The 16,077-nt window shown below is 72.7% G+C and carries 16 protein-coding genes; 11 read left to right on the forward strand and 5 right to left on the reverse strand.

The genetic code is table 11. From position 1 onward, the window contains the following. Position 1 precedes the first annotated feature (1 nt). The 3 genes from Sm713_RS23640 to Sm713_RS23650 all read left to right on the forward strand — a co-directional run bounded on the left by Sm713_RS23640 (position 2) and on the right by Sm713_RS23650 (position 1,849). Positions 2–247, forward strand: a complete 246-nt coding sequence (locus Sm713_RS23640) for a DUF397 domain-containing protein (RefSeq protein ID WP_212911546.1) — start codon at positions 2–4, stop codon at positions 245–247. A gap of 160 nt (positions 248–407) precedes the next feature. After that, on the forward strand, positions 408–1,004 hold the full coding sequence (locus tag Sm713_RS23645) for a hypothetical protein (RefSeq protein WP_212911547.1): 597 nt from the start codon (positions 408–410) through the stop codon (positions 1,002–1,004). Between the two features lie 35 nt (positions 1,005–1,039). Next, on the forward strand, positions 1,040–1,849 hold the full coding sequence (locus tag Sm713_RS23650; RefSeq protein WP_212911548.1) for an SAM-dependent methyltransferase: 810 nt from the start codon (positions 1,040–1,042) through the stop codon (positions 1,847–1,849). Between the two features lie 104 nt (positions 1,850–1,953). On the opposite strand, the gene Sm713_RS23655 is transcribed toward Sm713_RS23650, so the two are convergent. Continuing rightward, positions 1,954–2,250, reverse strand: a complete 297-nt coding sequence (locus tag Sm713_RS23655; protein WP_212911549.1) for a hypothetical protein — start codon at positions 2,248–2,250, stop codon at positions 1,954–1,956. A 45-nt stretch (positions 2,251–2,295) separates the two neighbouring features. After that, positions 2,296–3,333 carry a hypothetical protein gene (locus Sm713_RS23660; RefSeq protein WP_212911550.1) on the reverse strand — a complete coding sequence of 346 codons (1,038 nt, stop codon included), beginning with the start codon at positions 3,331–3,333 and terminating at the stop codon, positions 2,296–2,298. Positions 3,334–3,563: 230 nt separating this feature from the next. Here Sm713_RS23660 and Sm713_RS23665 point away from each other — a divergent pair, with 230 nt between their 5' ends. The 4 genes from Sm713_RS23665 (at position 3,564) to Sm713_RS23680 (ending at position 7,178) form a co-directional block, all read left to right on the forward strand. Then, entirely contained in the window at positions 3,564–4,394 is an 831-nt protein-coding gene (locus Sm713_RS23665) for a M55 family metallopeptidase (protein ID WP_212911551.1), read from the forward strand. A 476-nt stretch (positions 4,395–4,870) separates the two neighbouring features. Next, complete coding sequence (locus Sm713_RS23670) at positions 4,871–5,683, forward strand: pectate lyase (RefSeq protein WP_212911552.1); 813 nt, start codon at positions 4,871–4,873, stop codon at positions 5,681–5,683. Positions 5,684–5,752: 69 nt separating this feature from the next. Beyond that, entirely contained in the window at positions 5,753–6,532 is a 780-nt protein-coding gene (locus Sm713_RS23675) for an alpha/beta fold hydrolase (RefSeq protein WP_212911553.1), read from the forward strand. A 103-nt stretch (positions 6,533–6,635) separates the two neighbouring features. Further along, positions 6,636–7,178 carry an MOSC domain-containing protein gene (locus tag Sm713_RS23680; protein WP_212911554.1) on the forward strand — a complete coding sequence of 181 codons (543 nt, stop codon included), beginning with the start codon at positions 6,636–6,638 and terminating at the stop codon, positions 7,176–7,178. Positions 7,179–7,271: 93 nt separating this feature from the next. Here the strand turns inward: Sm713_RS23680 and Sm713_RS23685 are convergent, their stop codons facing one another. After that, positions 7,272–8,066, reverse strand: a complete 795-nt coding sequence (locus tag Sm713_RS23685; RefSeq protein ID WP_212912223.1) for an SDR family NAD(P)-dependent oxidoreductase — start codon at positions 8,064–8,066, stop codon at positions 7,272–7,274. Between the two features lie 151 nt (positions 8,067–8,217). Here Sm713_RS23685 and Sm713_RS23690 point away from each other — a divergent pair, with 151 nt between their 5' ends. The 4 genes from Sm713_RS23690 (at position 8,218) to manD (ending at position 13,587) form a co-directional block, all read left to right on the forward strand. After that, positions 8,218–8,982, forward strand: a complete 765-nt coding sequence (locus tag Sm713_RS23690; RefSeq protein WP_212911555.1) for a Clp protease N-terminal domain-containing protein — start codon at positions 8,218–8,220, stop codon at positions 8,980–8,982. Positions 8,983–9,456: 474 nt separating this feature from the next. Next, the gene (locus tag Sm713_RS23695; RefSeq protein ID WP_212911556.1) at positions 9,457–10,212 is read left to right on the forward strand and encodes a PadR family transcriptional regulator; all 756 of its coding nucleotides are present in this window, start codon (positions 9,457–9,459) and stop codon (positions 10,210–10,212) included. A gap of 40 nt (positions 10,213–10,252) precedes the next feature. Next, complete coding sequence (locus tag Sm713_RS23700) at positions 10,253–12,073, forward strand: sulfatase (RefSeq protein ID WP_212911557.1); 1,821 nt, start codon at positions 10,253–10,255, stop codon at positions 12,071–12,073. Between the two features lie 272 nt (positions 12,074–12,345). Beyond that, positions 12,346–13,587 (forward strand): D-mannonate dehydratase ManD, encoded by a 1,242-nt coding sequence (manD, locus tag Sm713_RS23705; protein ID WP_212911558.1) that lies wholly within the window; start codon positions 12,346–12,348, stop codon positions 13,585–13,587. A 46-nt stretch (positions 13,588–13,633) separates the two neighbouring features. Here the strand turns inward: manD and Sm713_RS23710 are convergent, their stop codons facing one another. Together Sm713_RS23710 and rocD are read right to left on the reverse strand one after the other, a co-directional pair. After that, on the reverse strand, positions 13,634–14,785 hold the full coding sequence (locus Sm713_RS23710) for a GDSL-type esterase/lipase family protein (protein ID WP_249416462.1): 1,152 nt from the start codon (positions 14,783–14,785) through the stop codon (positions 13,634–13,636). A 77-nt stretch (positions 14,786–14,862) separates the two neighbouring features. Next, complete coding sequence (rocD, locus tag Sm713_RS23715) at positions 14,863–16,074, reverse strand: ornithine--oxo-acid transaminase (RefSeq protein ID WP_212911560.1); 1,212 nt, start codon at positions 16,072–16,074, stop codon at positions 14,863–14,865. Between the last annotated feature and the right edge of the window lie 3 nt (positions 16,075–16,077).

Consider the following 16,077-nt stretch of genomic DNA (forward strand, 5'->3'; position numbering starts at 1 on the left):
CATGGGATCCCAAGGCCCCATCTACAGCGGCATTCCAGCCACCGCCCTCGGCGCCGAGGGCTGGCACAAGCCCTGGAGCGGGACCAACGGCGGCAGTTGCGTCGAGGCCAAGCGGCTTGATGACGGCAGTGTCGCCTTCCGCCAGTCGACCGACCCGGACGGCCCCGCACTGGTGTACTCGCAGGCCGAGGTGGCCACCTTCCTCGCCGGGGTCAAGGACGGCGCCGCCGACTTCCTGGTCGCCTGACGCGGATCCGCCGGCCGGCCCCGCAACTCTCCCCGCACACGCCTCACTACGGCCGCACAACCGGACAACCCCTGTATGGCCTCCCTCCGCGGCAGGCGCCCGCCCACACTGGGTGTCTCCGCCGGATCCAGCGAGGCGCGTTCTGAAGGGGGTGGCGCGGATGAACCTCCACGAGGCCATGACCCGGTACCGGACCCTGGTCGTCGACGGTCGTGAGGGCCTGAACAGAAGTGGAGTGCTCGCCGACCTCGTCCACCACGGCTTCCTGATCAGGCAGACACCCGAGGCACTGCACCACATCGACCCCACCCAGCCGTTCCGGGAGCTCCTGGCGGGCCCGGGGCGGCTCGCCGTCGACGGCAGCCTCATCCGCGAGCTGGTCTACGGCCCGCTGCGGCACGGACGCTCCCGGGTGACCTGGATCCAGGCCCTGGACTTCGCGGAGGCCGTCGCCGAACGCGACGGGGCGCTGCTCCACATCGCCGAGCTCCACCTCCCGGGCCAGGGCCGGCCGTCGGACACCTCCCGCCCCGCCGACGCCACCCGGCACCACCCCGAGGACCGCGGGAACGACCGGGACGGCGAGGCCGCCGACGCGCACGCCGCCTACGACCGCGTCTTCCGCACCCTGGCGCAGCACGTTCCCGTGGTGCGGGTGAACGCGGCCGACGCCGCAGACCATGGCCCGGTCAGGCCGGGATCCGCCCGACGGCGAGCCCAACACATGTGGATCGGACGCCACTTGACGGTAGGTTGAGCCAGAACCCTCATCGTGCAAGGCAGGAGACCGCCATGGCAGACGCCCGGCCGACACCCGACAAGGACGCTTTGTCCAAGATCGACACCACGGTTCCCCACTCGGCCCGCATCTGGAACTACTGGATGGGCGGGAAGGACAACTACGAGGTCGACCGGGTGGCCGGTGACGCCTACCGCGAGACCGCGCCGAACATCGAGACGATGGCCCGCGCCTCCCGCGCCTACCTGATCCGCACGGTCACCCACGTGGCGTCCGAGTGCGGCATCCGGCAGTTCCTGGACATCGGCACCGGCCTGCCCACGTACGACAACACCCACCAGGTCGCCCAGCGTGTCGCGCCCGAGTCCCGCATCGTCTACGTCGACAACGACCCGCTGGTCCTGCGGCACGCGCAGGCGCTGCTCACCAGCACCTCGGACGGCGTCACCGACTACATCGACGCCGACCTGCACCGGCCCGAGGGGATCCTGGAGGCCGCCGGCCGCATCCTGGACTTCGACAAGCCCGTCGCGCTGATGCTGATGGGCATCCTCGGCCACATCCAGGACTACGACGAGGCCAGGTCGATCGTCCGCACCCTCCAGGCCGCGCTGCCCTCCGGCAGCTACTTCGTGCACTACGACAGCACGGACACGGACACCGCCCTGAAGGAGGCCCAGCAGGGGTACGACGACACCGGCGCCATCCCCTACGTGCTGCGCAGCCTCGACCAGATCACCGCCTTCTACGAGGGCCTGGAAGTACTGGAGCCCGGAATCGTCTCCTGCCCGCTGTGGCGGCCCGAGCCGGGGAGCACCCCCGAGCGGACCGACGTGCACGGGGGAGTGGCGCGCAAGCCGTAGCCGCTTGCGCCGTGGCGGCACGGTCCGCTCGCCTCCGGGTGGTGGGGCGAGCGGTGTTCCGGTGCGGAAGCGGTCGCGGTGTGCGCCGGATGTGTTCCGGCAGGTCACGGTCCCTCGTGGGGCCTGGTACGCCGCCGTGGGGTCCCTGGGCGCCGGCCGCGCGGAGCTGACGGCGCCCGTGCTCCCTTCCGGGCACGGGGGCCGGCGTTCTCCGCGGGGGCGGGACCGAGGCGGTTGGACAGCAGGTAGGTCACGTGGACGTCGTGGTAGTCCACGCCCGGTGACACCGGCTCGGGCAGGTTGTCGCGGGTGCTGCGGGACTGCGAGCCGCCGGCCGGCGAGCCGCTGAAACGGACGCCGGTGCGGGGCCTGTCACGGAAGCGCAGCTCGTCGGCGCGCACGTCCGAGGTGAGTTCGATGTCCGGGGCGCCGTCCTCGCGTGGCGTTCACGGCGGACGGCTCTCCCGCCGCTCCGGGGCCTCGCGCCTGCGCATCGTCCGGCGCGGTCGCTCCGTACCGGTACCGCCGGCACGGCCGGACGACCTGCCGGTCGGGGGTCCCGCGGGCTTGCGTACCGGGCCCCTGCGTACGGCTCCGGCAGCCCGGTCGGTCGTCTCCTCGGCCTCTTCCCCGGCCTCCTCCACCGCCTCACCCGCCCCGCCGCCGGCCTCCCGCACGGCCTGCCCGGCCAGGTCGCCGGCCTTCCGCGCGGCCCCGCCGATCTCGTCGGGTCCTTTCCCGGCAGCCCGGCCGGCCTCCCCGGCGGTTTCTCCGACGGCCTCTCCGGCATCCTCGACCGTCTTCCGCGCCCCCTTCCCGACGTCGCCGGCCGCCTGCCCGGCGCCCCTGCCCACCTGGCCGACGGCCTCCCGCGTCCCGCCGCCCACGTCCTCGACCGCCCGGCCCGCGTGCTTGCCGACCTCGCCGACCGCGTCGCCCGCGTGCTCGCCGACGGACTCCACGGCCGTGCCGGCGCCCTGGCCCAGCTCGCCGACGGCCTCCCGGGCGCCGGTGCCGACCTCCTCGGCCGCGGACCCGAGCCCCGAGGCGAGCTGGGTCAGGATCTCCGGATTGCGGTCGATCGTCGTCAGGACCCTGTTGATCACATCCGAGACGTTGTCAAGGCGCACCTTGAGCAGGGCCTGCGCCTCGACGCCCTTGATGTCCAGGTGGACGCCGCCCAGCGCCACATCGGCGCCCACATTGAGCTTCAGCAGGTCGAGCACCTCCGCCTGGAGTGACACCCGGGCGCGCAGGTCCTCCACGTCCAGTGCGATCTCGTCGACCTTGACCACCGGCACGTCCAGATACACATCGGGATCGCCGGAAGGCCGCCGGGCAGGCAGTTCCTCGTCGGCGTACGCGGAGGCCTCGTCGCCGTACTCGTCCTGCTCGTACTCGCCGGCCTCGTCCGCGTACTCGGCGTACCCGCCGTCTTCCTCTTGGTCGTCGTACGTCTCGTCGGCATCCTCGGCATGGTTCATGGTGGAAAGCCCATCATGCTGCGATTTATTACCGGTCACACGCGTTCGTACCTACACCAGCGTAGCCGCGAACGCCGGGCCCCGCCCCGCCGGAGCGGATGAGCGGGGGATGCGCCGAGCCAGGGGCCCTCGGGAGCCCGGAGGCGGCCGGGAACCGCGCGGTACGGGATCCGCGTGCGTCATGGGGGATCAGCGTCTACGGGGCCGTCGGGCCCGAGGAGTGCATCGCAGTGCGTATCTACATCAGCGCGGACATGGAGGGCATCACCGGCCTCGTCGATGCCGCCGACGTCCAGCCGGACGGCAGGGACTACGAGCGGGGGCGGCTGATGATGGCGGAGGACGTGAACGCCGCCGTCCGCGGCGCCGTCGCCGCGGGCGCCACCGACATCCTCGTCAACGACGCGCACGGCCCGATGCGCAACATCCCGCCCGAGGCCCTGGACCCCCGGGCCCGTATGGTGCGCGGCAGACCCAAGCCGATGGGCATGCTGGAGGGGCTCACCGCGGAGCACGACGCCATGGTGTGCGTCGGCTACCACTCGCGGGCCGGCGTGCTCGGCGTGCTCAGCCACAGTTTCATGGGGCACGAGATCGAGGACATCTGGCTCGACGGGCGGCCGGTGGGCGAGATCGGGTTCGCCCATGCGACGGCCGCCTGGCTGGGCGTGCCCGTGGTGGCGCTGACCGGGGACGACGCGGCCTGTGCGGAGATGTCCGCCTGGGCCGGCGGGGTGCGCACCGTGGCCGTGAAGCAGGCACGGGACCGCTTCGCCGCGGAGCTGCGGCCGCCGGCGGAGGCGCGCAGGGACATCGAGGAGACGGTCGCGACGGGCCTGTCCGCCGTGCCGAAGGCCCGCGCCGCGACGGCGGGTTCGGCCACCCTTGCGGTGCGCTGGCAGTCGGCGTCCGTGGCCGCCGTCCTGCTGGGCATCCCCGGGGTCACCGCGACCGACAGCCGCACGGTACGGGCGCAGGGCGAACTCCCCGCGCTGTACCGGCAGTTCGGGGTGTGGACGAGGGTGGCGTCGTCCCTGGCGAACCAGCGGCCGTACTGCTGAACCGAAGCCGGCGTCCGTACCGTGGGGTCGCATCAGCAGCGGTAGCGGGGAAGCCGAGCCGTGCCCGGAGCGCCGAGACGAGCCGGCGCTCCGGACGGGGCGGGACGAGCCGGCGCTCCGGAGGGTCGGGGCGGAGCGGGCACCCGCAGCGATCGAACAAGCCACCGGGGGCCGAATGGAGCCGCTGCCACGCTGCCGGCCGGCGTGTGCCGCGGACGGCCGGCGCCGGTGCGCACCGGCGCGGATCGGCGGAGTCCACGCACTGCGCGGGAATGTGCACGCCCCCGATGGCACAGTCCCACAGTCCCCGCCGGACGCCGGTGCCGCGTCCGGGATGCCGGAGGCCGGGTGCCCGGCCCCTGACGACCGGCAGCGGCGGCGGTGGCGGGGACCTCCGCGGTGCCATGGCGGGCCGCCAACCCGCCATGGCCACGGCCGTGCACGGCGCCCTTCCCCCACTTCCCAGGAGCAGCCTCATGACACCGAAAAGACACCACTGGCGGCGAGCCCGCGCGGTTCTCGTACCGGTACTCGCCGTGCCCGCGGCCCTCCTCGCGGTGCCGGCCGCGGCGGGCACCGGGCCCCACCTCCAGGCGGCGGCAGCCGGATGGCCCACCCCCACGGGGCAGCAGAACGTGAGCTCCACCATCCAGGTCAGCGGCACGATGGACGGCAGGCTGGTCCGCTACGTGGGCAGCGGTGACCTCGGCGACGGCGGCCAGGACGAGGGCCAGGACCCGCTCTTCGACCTGGCGAACGGTGCCACGCTGCAGAACGTCGTCATCGGCTCGCCCGCCGCCGACGGCATCCACTGCGAGGGCACCTGCACGCTGAAGAACGTGTGGTGGGAGGACGTCGGCGAGGACGCCGCCACGCTCAAGGGCAAGTCCTCGTCGCAGACCATGACCATCGACGGCGGTGGCGCCCGCAAGGCCAGCGACAAGGTCTTCCAGCACAACGGCCCCGGCACCATGGTGATCCGCAACTTCCAGGTGCAGGACTTCGGCAAGCTCTACCGCTCCTGCGGCAACTGCGGCTCGCAGTACGCACGGAACGTGCAGGTGCAGAACGTCACGGTCACCGCACCGGGCAAGGCCATCGTCGGCATCAACACCAACTACGGCGACACCGCCCGGCTCTCCGGCATCACCGTGGTCGGCGACAGCAGCCACAAGATCGTGCCGTGCCTGAAGTACAAGGGCGTCACCAGTGGCGAGCCCTCCGAGATCGGCAGCGGTCCGGACAGCACCAACTGCCTCTACAAGACGTCCGACATCAGCTACCAGTGACAGGCCGCCCCGCCGCCGGGTCCGGCCCGTGCGCCCGGCCCCGGCGGCAGGTGCGAAAATGACCGCATCATGCCTCACGCACGGGCGGCCGACGGCGCCGCACTCCACTACGAGGTGCACGGCGCCGGCCGGCCGCTGGTCCTGCTGAGCGGGCAGGCCAACGACCTGCACTGGTGGGACGCCGTCCGGGACGACTTCGCGGCCGAGTTCGCCACCGTCGTCCTGGACTACCGCGGCACCGGCGGCAGCGACCGGCCCGACACGGACACGTACAGCACCCCCGGGTTCGCACGCGACGTCCTGGCGGTCCTGGACCACGCCGGCATCGAGCGCGCCCACGTCTACGGGACCTCGATGGGCGGGCGGGTCGCGCAGTGGATCGCCGCGGACCACCCCGAACGCGTCGACCGGCTGGTGCTCGGCTGCACCTCGCCCGGTGCCCCGCACGGCGTGGAACGCGGCCCGGACATCCGCCGCGCCCTGGCCCAGCCCGACGCGGCCGCCGCCCGGCGCGTGCTGCTGGAGCTGATGTACACGCCGGACTGGCTCGCCGTCCACCAGGGGCCGTTCCACACCCTCGGCGACCCGACGATGCCCGGCCACGCCCGCGGCCGGCACCTGCGGGCCAGCGCCCGGCACGACGCCTGGGACGCCCTGCCGCGCATCGTCGCGCCCACCCTCGTGGTGCACGGCACGGACGACACGTTCAACCCCGCGGCCAACGCGCCCCTGATCGCGGGCCGCGTACCGGGTGCCCGGCTGCACCTCGTCCCCGGCGCGCGGCACGCCTACTTCGAGGAGTTCGCGAAGGTGGCCACGCCGCCCGTGCTGGAGTTCCTGACGGGGTAGCCGGCCGGTGCGGCCGTCCCGGACCGGCGGACCGCGCCTGCGGTTACGCTCGATATGGCACCCTGCGGCGGAGCCGGGGCGGATCGCGGAAGGGAAGATCGGGATGACCGGAACGGTGACGGCGGTCAGCAGCAACTCCACCTACTCGTTCACCAAGCCGAACCGGGCCGGCATCACCCTGCTCGCCGGGCTGGGCGTGGAAGGCGACGTGCACTGCGGCGTGACCGTCAAACACCGCTCCCGCGTCGCGCAGGACCCGACCCAGCCGAACCTGCGCCAGGTCCACCTCATCCACGAGGAGCTCTTCGCCGAGGTCGCAGCCGCCGGGTTCACGGTGGCGCCCGGCGAACTCGGCGAGAACGTCACCACCCGCGGGATCGACCTGCTGGCCCTGCCCACCGGGACCCTGCTCGGCCTCGGACCGGACGCCGTGGTGCAGGTGACAGGGCTGCGCAATCCCTGCGTGCAGATCGACCGCTTCCAGCAGGGGCTGCTGAAGCAGGTCGTCGGCCGGGACGGGACCGGGGCCCTGGTGCGCAAGGCGGGGATCATGGGGATCGTGGTGGAAGGCGGCATGGTCCGACCGGGTGACGCCATCACCGTGCTGCTGCCCGAGCCGCCCCACCGTCCGCTGGAACGGGTCTGAGCCGGTTCGCGCAACGCTCCTGAACGGGCGCGCGCCATGCCCCTGAGCGGGTTACCGGAACGCCCGCCACGCCAGGAGCGACGCGGGACCGGATCAGGGCAGGATCGAGTCCACGTAGCCGCCGTCCACCCGGAGCGCGCCGCCCGTCGTCGCCGACGCCTGGTTCGAGCTGAGGTAGACCACCATGTGCGCGATCTCCTCCGGCTCGATCAGCCGCTGGATGAGCGACTGCGGCCGGTACTGGCGCATGAAGGCGCGCTGGGCCTCGTCCCAGGGCAGGTCGCGGTCGACGAGCTCGTACACGAAGTCCTCGACACCCCCGGTGTGGGTGGGGCCGGCGATCACGGAGTTCACCGTCACACCGGTGCCGGCGGCCTCCTTGGCGAAGCCCCGGCTGACCCCGAGCAGCGCGGACTTCGTCATGCCGTAGTGGATCATCTCCTTCGGGGTGACCACGGCGGAGTCGCTGGCGATGTACTGGACGCGTCCCCACTCGCGTTCCATCATCCCGGGCAGGTACGCCCGGGTGAGCCGTACCGCGGCCAGCACGTTGACCTCGAAGTAGCGCCGCCACTCCGCGTCGCTGATCTCCAGTGCGGGCTGCGCGCCGAAGATGCCGAGGTTGTTGACGAGGACGTCCACCCGCGGCAGTTGTTCCGTCAACCGGCCGGCACCCTCCTCCGTCGCCACGTCCGCCGGCGCGGCGACGAAGTCCGCGCCGGGCACCAGCGAGAACAGGTGCGCCACCGCCTGCGCCACGCTCTCCTCGCTCCTGCCGTTGACGGCGACCCGGGCGCCCGCGCGGGCGAGGCCCGCCGCGATGGCGGCCCCGATGCCCTGCGTGGATCCCGTGACCAGCGCCGTGCGCCCGGACAGATCGATCTGCATCATCAGCACAGTTCCTCACGTCGGTGACCGCTGCCGGCCTGCTCGTACCCGATCTTGCTCAAGTATGAGCGGAACCGGGGCTCCGCATCCGGCCTCCCACACATGTCAACTTCGGGTTGACACCCTCTGGGTGTCAACCTAGGGTTGCCCCATGGAGCAGCCCACACGCATCCAGACATCCGTCCGTCTCGACGACCTCATCGACGCCATCAAGAAGGTCCATACCGAGGCCCTCGACCAGCTCACCGACGCGGTCCTGGCCGCCGAGCACCTGGGTGAGCTGTCCGATCACCTCATCGGCCACTTCGTGGACCAGGCGCGCCGTTCCGGCGCCTCGTGGAGCGAGATCGGCAAGAGCATGGGCGTCACACGGCAGGCAGCCCAGAAGCGGTTCGTCCCCAAGGACCTCGGCAGCCTCTCGGAACTCGACCCCAGCGAGGGCTTCAGCAGGTTCACCCCGCGCGCCCGCCATGTGGTGGTGGCCGCCCAGAACGAGGCCCACACCGCCCGTCACGACAAGATCCTCTGCGCCCACCTGGTGCTGGGCCTGCTGAGTGAACCGAGGGGGCTGGCCGCCAAGGCGATCACCGAACAGGGTGTATCGGCGGAGAGCGTCCGGCAGGCCGCCGAGGACACCCTTCCTCCGGCGGCCGAGCAGATGCCCGCCCTCATCCCGTTCGACGCGACCGCGCGCAAGGCCCTGGAGCTGACGTTCCGTGCGGCCCTGCGGCTCGGCCACAACTACATCGGCACGGAGCACATCCTGCTCGCCCTCCTGGAGTGCGAGGACGGCGAGGGCGTGCTGAGCGGGCTCGGCATCACCAAGGAGGCCACGGAGGAGTCCATCACGACGATGCTCTCCGAGATCGTCGCCGAGCGGAGCAACGAGCAGCAGAGCGGCCACAAGGGCGAATAGAAGGGGATTCCAGGCCGGAAGGGGGATTCCAGGAACGAGCGGACCCCTCGGCGTAACCAGGAGGGTGGGACCGGCCGACAGCCTGCCGTCGCCCCTCTCCACCACCCACCCGGGCTCCGGTACGCGCGTCCCGCGCGCCGGAGCCCCTGTCCGTGACGGGCTCCGCGCGGCTGCCGTCGGGGCGAGCGGCCTCCGGCCGGACTGCGGGGGAGCGGCCCCTTCGGGCCAAGGGGCCTTCGTACCGGGCTCCCCCGGGTGGCGGACGTCCGTACGGGCGACCCTCGGTAGGACGATTCCCCTACTGCCTCCCCCGGGTGGCCGAACACGGTGGCCGAACAGGTCGGCCGAACAGGCCGGTGGCAGGCACGGATCTACGGCTATCGGTCGCCTTCCCACGCGGAATGCGGCAGCCTACAGGTGACGAATCCTATAGCGGGCCGTGAGAGGCGCGTTCGAGGGGAAGGTGCCGCCCGGGTGGTCAAGCTGGAGCACATCCTGCTGGGGCTGTTCGCGCAGCGCCCTTGGAGCGGCTACGACCTCCGGAAATGGCTGTCCGAGGGCGGCAAGTTCCTCCGGTCCAACGCCGACCAGAGCCAGATCTACCGGCTGCTCTCCCGTATGGAGGAGCACGGCTGGATCACGCACACCGTCGACGCGCGGGAGAAGCGCCCGGACGCGAAGGTGTACACGTTGACCAAGCGGGGCCGCGCCGAACTGCTGGCCTGGGCCCGCTCCCCGTACACGCCCCCCGCGCGCTTCCAGGACCCGGACTTCATGGTGCGCTTCCTCTTCGGCGGCATCGTCGAGCCGGCGGGGCTGCGGAGCCTGCTGGAGACCGAGCTGGCCGCGCGCAGGGAGCAGGTGGCCCGGCACCGCGGCCGCGACCGCACCCACCACTTCGTCGACGCCATCCCCGAGGTGGACCCGGACCGCGCCGGACTGCTCCTCGAACTCGCCCACATCCGGGGCATGGCCGAGGTCGACTCATGGATCGCCTGGCTCCAGGAGATGCTGGTCACGCTGGACGCCTCCCGCACCATCCCGCCGGAACCCGCATCGGGGGCCGTCTGCGCAGCCGCGGCCGAGACCGTCCGCGACTCCTTCCCGGCCACTCCGGGAGAACCCGAGGCCCGGCCCTCCCCGGCGATCGACACCCCACCGGGAGGGGTCCGGCCGACGGACACCCCGCCCGGGGCCATCCCGCCCCCTGCGGCGCCCCCCGCTCCCTGACCCGGGCAGCACCACCCACCTGTGAGGAGAGTCCGTATCCGTGCGCGCGATCATGGTGATGTTCGACACGCTCAACCGCCGTTTCCTGCCCCCCTACGGAGCCGAGGGAATCCACGCACCCAACTTCGAGCGGCTGAGCCGCCAGGCCGTCGTCTTCGACCGCGCCTACGCGGGCAGCATGCCCTGCATGCCGGCCCGCCGTGAGATACACACCGGCCGGTACAACTTCCTGCACCGCTCCTGGGGGCCGCTGGAGCCCTTCGACGACTCCGTGCCCGAGATCCTCTCGCGCGCCGGCGTCCACACCCACCTCGCCACCGACCACCAGCACTACTGGGAGGACGGCGGCGCCACGTACCACAACCGCTACGACACCTACGAGTTCTTCCGCGGCCAGGAAGGCGACAAGTGGAAGGGGCACGTGGCGGACCCCGAGTTCCCGCCCAGCCTGAGCTGGCGCTCCGACGCGGCCCGCCGCCAGGACCTCGTCAACCGCCAGTACATGGCCACCGAGGACCGGCACTCCCAGACCCGCACGTTCGACGCCGGCCTGGAGTTCATCGCCACCAACGCCGCCGCCGACCGGTGGTTCCTCCAGATCGAGTGCTTCGACCCGCACGAGCCCTTCTTCACCTACGACGAGCACCGCGCGCACTACCTGCACGGCATGCCCCCCGAGCAGGTCCCGGGCGTGGAGGCCGACTGGCCCGACTACCGCAGGGTCACCGAGGGCGAGGACGGCGTCCAGCGGGTGCGCGCCGAGTACGCCGCCCTGCTCACCATGTGCGACGCCTCGCTCGGCCGGGTCCTCGACGCCATGGACGAGCACGACCTGTGGTCCGACACCCTCCTGATGGTCTGCACCGACCACGGGCTGCTGCTCGGCGAGCACGGCTGGTGGGGCAAGAACATCCAGCCCTGGTACGACGAGAACATCCACACACCGCTGTTCATCTGGGACCCACGCAGCGGCGCGCGCGACGAGCGCCGGGCGAGCCTGGTGCAGACCGTCGACTTCGGCCCGACCCTGCTCGACTACTTCGAGGTCCCGGCGCCCGAGCTGATGCAGGGCAGCGCGCTCGCCGGCACGGTGGCCGGGGACGCGCCGGTGCGGGAGGCCGGGCTCTTCGGCTCGTTCGGCGGGCACGTCAACGTCACCGACGGCCGCTACGTCTACATGCGCGCACCGGTCAGCGCGTCCAACGAACCGCTGTACGAGCACACCCTGATGCCCACGCACATGGCGAGCCGGTTCGCGCCGGAGGAGCTGCGGGACGCGGAGCTGATCGGCCCGCTGCCCTTCACCAAGGACGCTCCCGTGCTGCGGCTGCCCGGCCGCACCTGGGGCAACGCCCACGCCTACGGCACCATGCTGTTCGATCTGGAGGACGACCCGGGGCAGCGGCGTCCGCTGCTCGACGACGCGGCCGAACTGCGCATGGCCCGGCTGCTGACCGAGCGGATGCGCGCCTGTGACGCGCCCGAGAGCCAGTTCACCCGGCTCGGGCTGCCGTCCGAGGGCCCGGTCACCGGAGCGCACCTGCTGGCCCGTGCCCAGTACGGCCACGTGGTCGCCGCCCACGAGGAGCTGCCCGCCGCCGAGGAGTTCGGCGCGGGCGAGCTGAGCGTCACCGCCCCGCTCGCCCGGCTGCTGGCCCACGACGGTGCCCGCGCGGTCGTGCTGCGGCACCTCCCGCTGGTCGCCAACCCGGACTTCGCCGACCGGATCGCCGACCGGACGCCCTGGCAGCTCGCGGTCACCACGGCGGGCATCTCGGCCACGGCCCTGCGAGCCCTGGACGCCGACCTCGCGGCCCTCGGCACCCCCGACGGCACCGGCTCCGCGCCTACCCCGGCCTGACGGCAAGGCCGGGCGGCACCCGGGTGCATCCTGAACGGGCGGCCCACCCGGGCCTCCGGCACCGTCTCCACGGGTGATCGGCACCCTCGACACCACCCGAGGAAATAGATATATCTGGCGGGTCCGCCGAGGTGGCCGCCGCGGACCCGCGGGCGCGCGGGCGCCGGGACCCGTCATGACCCGCCACCACCGGAGACGGCCAGGGACCCACGGCAGACCGCACGCGCACGCCCGCCAGGGCGCCCCGCACCGATCCGACAGGAGTCGCCCCCATGAAGATCCGCTCGGCCGATGTCATCGTGACCAGCCCGGGACGCAACTTCGTCACCTTGCGCATCACCACCGACGACGGTCTCACCGGGCTGGGCGACGCCACGCTCAACGGCCGCGAGCTGGCCGTCGCCGGCTACCTGACCGAGCATGTCGCCCCCCTGCTGATCGACCGCGACGCGAGCCGGATCGAGGACACCTGGCAGTACCTGTACCGCGGCGCGTACTGGCGCCGCGGCCCCGTGACCATGGCGGCCATCGCCGCGGTGGACACCGCCCTGTGGGACATCAAGGCGAAGGCCGCCGGGATGCCGCTCTACCAGCTCCTCGGCGGCGCCAGCCGCACCGGCGCGCTCGCCTACGGGCACGCCTCCGGGCGGGACCTGCCCGAGCTGATGGACTCGGTCCGCGCCCACCTCGCGCAGGGATACCGCGCGATCCGCATCCAGACCGGCATCCCCGGCCTGGACTCGGTGTACGGCGTGGCCGCCTCCTCCGCGGCCGGGGGCGAGCGCTACGACTACGAGCCGGCCAGGCGCTCCGGCGGTGACCGGGCCCTGCCCGTCGAGGAGACCTGGGACACCCGCGCCTACCTGCGGCACGTGCCGGCCGTCTTCGAGGCGGTGCGCGCCGAGTTCGGCCCGGAACTGCCCCTGCTGCACGACGGCCACCACCGGATGACGCCCATCCAGGCCGCCAAGCTGGGCAAGGCGCTGGAGCCCTACGACCTGTTCTGGCTGGAGGACGCCACGCCCGGCGAGGACCAGGCCGCCCTGCGGCTCATCCGCCAGCACACCACCACCCCGCTCGCCATCGGCGAGGTCTTCAACTCCGTGTACGACTACACGACCCTGCTCAGCGAGCGTCTGATCGACTACGTGCGCTCCGCGGTCACGCACACCGGCGGCGTGTCCGCCATGCGCAAGCTCCTCGACCACGCCGCGGTGTACGGCATCAGGTCCGGCCTGCACGGCCCCACGGACATCTCCCCGGTCGGCATGGCCGCGGCGCTCCACCTGGACCTCGCCGTGCACAACTTCGGCATCCAGGAGTACATGCGGCACTCCGCCGACACCCTTGAGGTCTTCCGCACCTCCTACACCTTCACCGACGGACTGCTCCACCCCTCCGACACCCCCGGCCTCGGCCTGGAGCTCGACGACGAGGCCGCCGCCGCCTTCCCGTACACCCCGGCCTACCTGCCGGTGAACCGCCTGAAGGACGGGACCGTCCACGACTGGTGAGCGGTCGGGCCGGCGGCGTCCGTGCGAGGCGCGGCCGGAAGCCCGGCTATCCGCCGAACGCGCCCTCGGCGCCGGTGACCCGTTCCGCGAAGCGCTCCGCGATGGTCAGGTAGCCCTTCGCGCTGGGATGCACCCCGTCCGGCATGTCCGCCGCGTCCGCGGGGCCGAACAGCGCCCGGCCGTCGAGGTAGTGGAGGTGGGGGTCGTCGCGGCGGCGCTGCCGCACGATGCTCTTCAGCGCGTCGCGGACCAGGGGCATGGTCAGCGGCCCGAGCCCGATCTCACCGGGATCGCCCGGCTCCTCGGCGCCGTTCTCCGGCGGGGGCGTCGGGGCCGCGCCGGGCACGGTGTCCTCGACGCGCGGGCAGATGATCGGCGACACCACCAGCAGCGGGGTGTCCGGATGCCCCTCGCGAACGGTGTCGAGGAAGCCGTGCACCGCGGGAGTGAACGTGCGGAGCTTGAACGTGCCCTTCAGCACGGGATTGCCGCCCAGTTCGAGGCTGATCAGGTCGGCCGGCAGGTCACGGATGGTGCGCGCGACGTACGGATCCAGCATGCAGTTGCCCGCCAGGCCCAGGTTCACCACGTCCAGCGCGACGAGCGATGCCGCCACCGCGGGCCACGTGCCGGTCGGATGGTCCGCCTGGGTGCAGTGGCTGATCGAACTCCCGTGGTGCACCCACCGGCGCCGGCCGGACGGGACCGGTGGACACAGGGCCGCGTCGGCGCGCAGCGCCAGCAACTCGCAGGGCGTCTGCTGGGGCAGCCACAACTCGACCTCCTTCATGCCCTCGGGGAGCTCGGTGAAGCGCACGGTGCCCGGCTCGCCCGGCACCTCCCGGCCCTCGGCGCGGGCGTGCGCGAGGCGCAGCACCCGGCCCGTGGGCGCGGGCTGCTGCGCCGCGAGCCTGCCGTCCACCAGGAGGTCGAGGACGCCCGCGGGCGCCGGGCGTGCCGCCTTGTCGAAGTGCCGCACCGTGGTGAGCAGGTCCACCTCCAGCGTCCGGGCCGCGGTGCGGAAGGCGAGCCGAACCCCGGAGGGCATGGCCGCCACGTAGTCCATGAACGCGTCCGGGTACTGCTGCCTCGTCCACGCCGGAAGCCGGCGCGGCAGCAGGCCGCCGCCGGGCCGCCGCTCCAGGTCCAGCGCACCGGCGAACCGGACCGGGCCGTCCTCCAGCGGTATCTCGTACACCGGAGCCTTCTTCCTTCCCATTCCACGTCATCGAGACGAACGGGCCGGCCGGCGACGGCCCCCGGGGGCCGTCGCGTTCAGGCCGCGCCCGGTCCGGCAGCCAGTTCCTCGGCGAGCCGGGCCATCCCCCAGCGGAGGTCGTCCTCCTCGACGACCAGGGGAGGGGCGATTCTGAGCGTGTGCCCGTGGGCGTCCTTGCAGAGCACGCCACGGCGCAGCAGCCCCTCGCAGACGTCGCGGCCGGTACGCTCGCGCAGGTCGATCCCCGCCCACAGCCCGATCGAGCGGACCTCCGCCACGGCGTCCCCGGGCAGCGCGGACAGCAACCCGGCGAGGACCTCCCCGAGCTCGGCGGCGCGCCGCTGGGCGCTGCCCTCCCGCAGCCTGCGCACCACCGCGGTGCCCACCGCGCAGGCCAGCGGGTTGCCGCCGAAGGTGCTGCCGTGCTCGCCCGGGCGGAAGACCCCGAGCACGTCGGCGCGGGAGACGACCGCCGAGACCGGAACGATGCCGCCCCCCAGCGCCTTGCCGAGCACGTAGACGTCGGGGACGACGTCCTCGTGGTCGCAGGCGAAGGTGCGGCCGGTGCGGCCGAGCCCGGACTGGATCTCGTCGGCGATCATGAGGACATTGCGCTCGGTGCACAACTCCCTGATCCCCCGAAGGTATCCGGGCGGCGGCAGGATGACCCCGCCCTCGCCCTGGACGGGCTCGACCAGCACGGCCACGGTGTCGTCGTCCACCGCCGCCCGCGCCGCGTCGATGTCACCGAACGGGACTCGGACGAACCCGGGTGTGAACGGCCCGTAGTCCGCGGTGGCGTCCGGGTCGTCCGAGAAGCTGACGATGGTCAGGGTGCGGCCGTGGAAGTTGCCGCCCATGACGACGATCTTCGCGCGGCCGTCGGGCACGCCCTTGACCCGGTACCCCCACTTGCGGGCCGTCTTGACGGCGGTCTCCACCGCCTCGGCCCCGGTGTTCATGGGGAGCACCATCTCCATGCCCGCCAGTTCCGCGAGCTCGGAGCAGAACGTGGCCAGGCCGTCGTGGTGGAAGGCCCGGCTGGTGAGCGTCAGCCGGTCGAGCTGCGCGTGGGCCACGCCGAGGAGGTCCTTGTCGCCGTGGCCGAAGTTCAGGGCGCTGTACCCGGAGAGCATGTCCAGCAGGCGCCGGCCCTCCACATCGGTGACCCAGGCCCCTTCGCCGCGGCTGATCACGACGGGCAGCGGATGGTAGTTGTGCGCCACGCTCGCGTCGGCGCGCGTGATCTCGTCGGTGGTCAGGGACATGCG

The sequence above is a fragment of the Streptomyces sp. TS71-3 genome (assembly GCF_018327685.1).
Classification (GTDB): Bacteria; Actinomycetota; Actinomycetes; order Streptomycetales; family Streptomycetaceae; genus Streptomyces.